The following is a 6,274-nucleotide window of genomic DNA, read 5'->3' on the forward strand; positions in this document are numbered from 1 at the left end:
GAACTACGTCAAGGCCGCCGGCAAGGGTGTGCTGAAGGTGATGTCCAAGATGGGCATCTCCACGTTGGCGTCCTACACCGGTGCACAGCTGTTCCAGGCCGTCGGCGTCTCCGAGGAAGTTCTCGAGGAGTACTTCACCGGATTGACCTGCCCCACTGGCGGAATCACCCTCGCCGACATCGCTGCCGATGTCGCGGCCCGACATGAGCTGGCTTTTTTGGATCGGCCCGACGAACGCGCACACCGCGAACTCGAGGTGGGCGGTGAATACCAGTGGCGTCGTGAAGGCGAATACCACCTGTTCAACCCCGAGACTGTCTTCAAGCTGCAGCACTCCACCCGCACCGGCCAGTACAAGGTCTTCAAGGACTACAGCCGGCTGGTCGACGACCAGAGCGAGCGGATGGCATCGCTGCGCGGGCTATTGAAGTTCCGCGAGGGGATCCGCCCGCCGGTCCCGCTCGACGAGGTCGAGCCGGCCAGTGAGATCGTCAAACGCTTTGCCACCGGTGCGATGAGCTACGGCTCGATCTCCGCCGAGGCGCACGAGACGCTGGCCATTGCGATGAACCGGCTGGGCGGTCGGTCGAACTGCGGTGAGGGTGGTGAGCACGTCAGCCGGTTCGACCGTGACCCGAACGGTGATTGGCGCCGCAGCGCCGTCAAGCAGGTCGCGTCGGCCAGGTTCGGCGTCACCGCGCACTATCTGACCAACTGCTCTGACCTCCAGATCAAGATGGCGCAGGGCGCCAAACCCGGTGAGGGTGGCCAGCTTCCGGGCGGCAAGGTGTATCCGTGGATTGCCGAGGTGCGGCACTCCACCCCGGGCGTTGGGTTGATCTCACCGCCTCCGCACCACGACATCTACTCGATCGAGGATCTGGCTCAGCTGATCCACGACCTCAAGAACGCCAACCCGTCGGCGCGCATCCACGTCAAGCTGGTCTCCGAGAACGGCGTCGGCACGGTGGCCGCCGGCGTCTCCAAGGCGCACGCCGACGTCGTGTTGATCTCCGGGCACGACGGCGGTACCGGTGCGACGCCGCTGACGTCGATGAAGCACGCCGGCGCGCCGTGGGAGCTCGGACTGGCCGAAACTCAGCAGACGCTGTTACTCAACGGGTTACGGGACCGGATCGTTGTCCAGGTCGACGGCCAGCTCAAGACCGGCCGTGACGTGATGATCGCGGCGCTGCTCGGCGCCGAGGAGTTCGGCTTCGCGACCGCTCCGCTGGTGGTGTCCGGCTGCATCATGATGCGGGTGTGCCACCTGGACACCTGCCCGGTCGGGGTGGCCACCCAGAACCCGGTGCTGCGGGAGCGGTTCACCGGCAAGCCAGAGTTCGTGGAGAACTTCTTCCTGTTTGTCGCCGAAGAGGTCCGCGAATACATGGCGCAGCTCGGTTTCCGCACCCTCAATGAGGCTGTCGGCCAAGTCGGGTCGCTGGACACCACGCTGGCCCGCGCGCATTGGAAGGCACACAAACTCGACTTGTCACCGGTGCTGCACGAGCCGGAATCGGCGTTCATGAACCAGGACTTGTACTGCAGCTCCAGCCAGGACCATGGGCTGGACAAGGCGCTGGACCAACAATTGATCGTGATGAGCCGCGAGGCACTGGACGCCGGGAAGCCGGTGCGGTTTTCCACCACGATCGCCAACGTCAACCGGACCGTTGGCACCATGCTCGGCCACGAGGTCACCAAAGCCTATGGCGGCGAAGGATTGCCGGACGGCACCATCGACATCACCTTCGATGGTTCGGCGGGTAACAGCTTCGGTGCGTTCGTACCCGCGGGCATCACGCTGCGGGTGTACGGCGATGCCAACGACTACGTGGGCAAAGGCCTGTCCGGCGGCCGGATCGTGGTGCGGCCGCCCGACAACGTGCCGTCCGACTACGTCGCCGAGGACAACATCATCGGCGGCAACGTCATCCTGTTCGGCGCCACCAGCGGCCAGGCGTTCCTGCGCGGGGTGGTCGGCGAGCGATTCGCCGTGCGCAACTCCGGTGCCCACGCAGTGGTCGAAGGGGTCGGCGATCATGGCTGTGAGTACATGACCGGCGGCAAGGTCGTAATTTTGGGTGCCACCGGCCGCAACTTCGCGGCGGGCATGTCCGGGGGCACCGCCTATGTGTATGACCCCGAGGATGAATTGCCCGACAACCTCAACTCGGAGATGGTGGAACTGGAGGCGCTCGACGATGACGACTTGGCCTGGCTGCACGGCATGATTCAGGCGCACGTCGACGCCACCGACTCCGCGATCGGACAACGCATCTTGGGCGACTGGACGCACCTGCAACGGCGCTTCGTCAAGGTGATGCCCCGCGACTACAAGCGGGTGCTGGAGGCGATCGCCGAGGCCGAGCGCAGCGGCACCGACCCCGATGCGGCGATCATGGCGGCTGCCAGTGGTTGATCCGAAGGGCTTTTTGAAGTACACCCATCGTGAAACGCCGAAACGCCGACCAGTGGACCTGCGGCTGCGCGACTGGCATGAGGTCTACGAAGATTTCCCGCACGAGACGCTGCAGCACCAGGCCACTCGGTGCATGGACTGTGGGATTCCGTTCTGCCACAACGGTTGTCCGCTGGGTAACCTGATACCGGAATGGAATGACTTGACCCGCACCGGTCGTTGGCGCGATGCGATCGAACGTCTGCACGCGACCAACAACTTCCCGGACTTCACCGGTCGACTCTGCCCGGCGCCGTGCGAATCAGCGTGTGTGCTCGGGATCAACCAGGATCCGGTAACGATCAAGCAGATTGAGCTGGAGATCATCGACTACGCCTTCGACGAAGGCTGGGTGGTCCCGCTTCCACCGGATCAGCTCACCGGCAAGAAAGTGGCGGTAGTGGGATCCGGCCCGGCCGGTCTGGCCGCCGCGCAGCAACTGACCCGGGCCGGACACCAGGTGACGGTGTTCGAGCGCGACGACCGCATCGGCGGGTTGCTGCGCTATGGCATTCCCGAATTCAAGATGGAGAAGCGCCACTTGGAACGCCGGTTGGACCAGATGCGGGCCGAAGGCACCGAATTCCGTGCCGGTGTCAACGTCGGTGTCGACATCACCGCCGAGCAGTTGCGCGCCGAGTTCGATGCGGTGGTACTGGCCGGCGGCGCGACCGCCTGGCGCGACCTGCCGATCACCGGCCGGGAGCTCGACGGGATTCACCAGGCGATGGAGTACCTGCCCTGGTCTAATCGGGTGCAGGAGGGCGACGATGTGCTTGGCCCCGACGGTGAGCCTCCGATCACCGCAAAGGGCAAGAAGGTCATCATCATCGGCGGCGGTGACACCGGTGCTGACTGCCTGGGCACCGTGCACCGGCAGGGTGCCGCCAGCGTGCACCAGTTCGAGATCATGCCGCGCCCGCCGCAGACCCGCGCCCCGTCCACGCCGTGGCCGACCTACGAGCTGATGTTCCGGGTGTCCTCGGCGCACGAAGAAGGCGGCGAGCGGATGTTCTCGGTCAACACCGAGGAATTCGTCGGCCGGGACGGTCATGTCACCGCGCTGAAAGTGCACGAGGTGACGATGGAGGACGGCAAGTTCATCAAGTCCGAGGACACCGATTTTGAAATCGAAGCCGATCTGGTGTTGTTGGCGATGGGATTTGTCGGGCCGGAGCAGCCGGGTCTGCTGACCGATCTGGGGGTTGAGTTCACTGATCGCGGTAATGTCGCGCGCGGCAACGACTTCGAGACCTCGGTACCGGGTATCTTTGTCGCTGGTGACATGGGTCGAGGACAGTCGTTGATCGTCTGGGCAATCGCCGAGGGCCGTGCCGCCGCGGCGGGCGTGGACCGATTCCTGATGGGGCAGACCGCTCTGCCAGCTCCGATCAAACCCACGGCTGCGCCACAGCGGTAGTCACTATCGTCACACCAGCAACATTTGATAAATTGCTCGGCGCGTCTTACACTGTTTGCCAGTTGTAGGGTGTCTAATAGCTCGATATAGGGCGCCGCGGGGGCGTGGTGCTCGGCATGTTGACTGACTGCAGGAGTGAGCACCGTGCATATGAATCCGATGACTCGGTCGCGGGTCGGGCGAATCGCCTGGTCATGGTTCCGACACCCGGTTAAGAGCCGGGAATTCCCCGCCAAGCTTGAGCGTCTGGTGACTGCGGAAGACCTGTTGCGCTTCGGCGTATAAGTATTAACCTCTGGCGGACTATTGCCTAAAGTGGGCGTTTGCTCAAGGTAATCAACTTGTTATCTGAGGTTCTCGATACCGAGACCTAGGAATTGCTGATAGCGGGGCTAGGTGGCCAGTCCCGAATCCCGGATCGCCTCGGCGAGCGGCTCGAACACGGCCGGGTCGTGCGGCGGTGCGATGTACACGATGCCCAGATCCAGGCCTTCGGCGGCCAGGCCGGCCGCGTCCTCGACGACCTTGGCGTAGTTGCGGTCTGGTTCCAACCGAAGGTGGGCTGACAGCCGGATCTCCTTCGGATCACGGCCGATGTCGGCGCAGTGGCCGTACAGCACGTCACGCTTGTGGGCGAACTGCTCGGGTGTGCCGCCGACGAAGTTCCAGTGCTGGGCGTAGCGAGCGGTGATGCGAAGTGTGCGCTTCTCGCCGCTGCCGCCGATGCAGATCGGCGGGTGCGGGCGCTGCGGCCCCTTGGGCTCATTGCGGGCGTCTTTGAACTGGTAGTACTTGCCGTCGAAGTTGGTGGTCGGCTGGCTGAGCAGGCTGGTCAGCACCTCGCAGGCCTCCTCGAACCGGTCGAAGCGCTCCTTGATGCTGCCCAGCTCGATGCCGTAGGCGCCGGATTCCTCCTCATTCCATCCGGCGCCGATGCCCAGCTCCAGTCGGCCGTTGGAGATGACGTCGAGGGCGGCAGCCATATTGGCAAGCACGGCCGGATGGCGGTAGTGGATGCCGGTGACCAAAGTGCCCAGCCGCAGCCGCTTGGTGGCCTGCGCCAGGGCGGTTAGCGTCGTCCAGCCCTCCAAGCACGGGCCGGTGGAGTTTCCGAAGATGGGGTAGAAGTGGTCGAAGGTCCACCCGGACTCGAAGACGTCGATGCCGTCGGCTTCGGTCCAGACGGCGAGCATCTGTTCCCAAGTGGTGTCTTGCGGTGAGGTTTTGAACGCGAATCGCATTACACCGACACTAGTCCGACGACGATGCACACCGCGTAGCGGTGTGAGGTGGGGGCACCTTCTGCTTGCGGGGGCGAGCCGGACAATCGAGATCAGTCGTCAGCAGAAATCGGCACCTTAACTAGACTCGGCCGGGCAATGAACTGGCATTTGGGCATCGACACCAGAATCACCTTGCTGGCAGCCGGACTGATATTTCTGCTGGCGCTGTTCCTCGGCGTCTGGAAGTACCGGCAGATCACGGTCGCCCCGGACCACCGCGCACATCCGTACGTCGACATCGCGCACCGCGCAGCCCTGCTCGACTCGTTCGCGACGCTGCTGCTCGCGGCGTTCGTGGAGCTGAGCGCCTGGCCGACCTGGGTGAACCTGACGGCCGTGGCAGTGGTGGTGTTCTTTTTCGTCGGGGCCATCGCCGACTACATCGTCCATGGCGCCTTGCGAGACACCACCAACCAGTTCGAACACGCCAGCCGGGGATCGCACGCCGCGATGGTGTTGCTGATCGGCGGTGAGATCGGCGGCTTCGGGGTGCTGCTCGCCGGGTTCATCGTCGGCCAACTGGTGACCTAAAACTGCGCCTCGCGGGCAGACTGAAGTCATGGACCCGGTGACCGCGCTGCGACAGATCGCCTACTACAAGGACCGGGCGCGGGAGGACTCGCGGCGGGTGATGGCCTACCGCAACGCCGCCGACATCGTCGAACGCCTGGACGCCGCGGAGCGGGAGCGCCACGGCCAGGCCAACAGCTGGCAGTCACTGCCGGGCATCGGGCCCAAGACGGCGAAGGTGATTGCCCAGGCCTGGTCCGGGCGCGAGCCCGACGCTCTGGTCGAATTGCGTGGTGGCGCTGAGGATCTCGGCGGCGGTGACATCCGGGCAGCATTGCGCGGCGACTTGCACCTGCATTCGAACTGGTCGGATGGCTCGGCGCCGATCGACGAGATGATGGCCACGGCGGCGGCGCTTGGCCATCAGTACTGTGCGCTGACCGACCACTCGCCGCGGCTGACCATCGCCAACGGGCTCTCGCCGGAGCGGCTGCGTAAACAACTCGACGTTATCGAGGGGCTGCGCGAGCGATTCGCGCCGATGCGGATCCTCACCGGCATCGAGGTGGACATCCTCGACGACGGCAGCCTGGACCA

The 6,274-nt window shown here is 64.6% G+C and carries 5 protein-coding genes; 4 read left to right on the forward strand and 1 reads right to left on the reverse strand.

The features are described from left to right. On the forward strand, positions 1–2,425 hold a 2,425-nt coding region (locus tag WAN71_RS23495; RefSeq protein ID WP_422227631.1), incomplete at its 5' end, for a glutamate synthase-related protein. Beyond that, positions 2,418–3,884, forward strand: coding sequence for a glutamate synthase subunit beta (locus tag WAN71_RS23500; protein WP_422227632.1), 1,467 nt, complete (start codon positions 2,418–2,420; stop codon positions 3,882–3,884). The genes WAN71_RS23495 and WAN71_RS23500, both read left to right, overlap by 8 nt. 392 nt (positions 3,885–4,276) lie before the next feature. Here WAN71_RS23500 and WAN71_RS23505 read toward each other — a convergent pair whose 3' ends face one another. Continuing rightward, on the reverse strand, positions 4,277–5,125 hold the full coding sequence (locus tag WAN71_RS23505) for an LLM class F420-dependent oxidoreductase (RefSeq protein ID WP_422227633.1): 849 nt from the start codon (positions 5,123–5,125) through the stop codon (positions 4,277–4,279). 138 nt (positions 5,126–5,263) lie between these two features. On the opposite strand from WAN71_RS23505, the gene WAN71_RS23510 reads away from it, so the two are divergent. Further along, entirely contained in the window at positions 5,264–5,698 is a 435-nt protein-coding gene (locus tag WAN71_RS23510; protein ID WP_422227634.1) for a hypothetical protein, read from the forward strand. A 28-nt stretch (positions 5,699–5,726) separates the two neighbouring features. After that, the coding region (locus tag WAN71_RS23515) for a PHP domain-containing protein (protein ID WP_422227635.1) at positions 5,727–6,274 on the forward strand (548 nt) is incomplete at its 3' end.

The sequence above is a fragment of the Mycobacterium sp. genome (assembly GCF_049280035.1).
GTDB lineage: Bacteria > Actinomycetota > Actinomycetes > Mycobacteriales > Mycobacteriaceae > Mycobacterium.

Coding starts and splice junctions, on each gene's coding strand:
- WAN71_RS23505 (WP_422227633.1), bottom strand. CDS start 5,125: ATGCGATTCGCGTTCAAAACCTCACCGCAAGACACCACTTGGGAACAG.
- WAN71_RS23510 (WP_422227634.1), top strand. CDS start 5,264: ATGAACTGGCATTTGGGCATCGACACCAGAATCACCTTGCTGGCAGCC.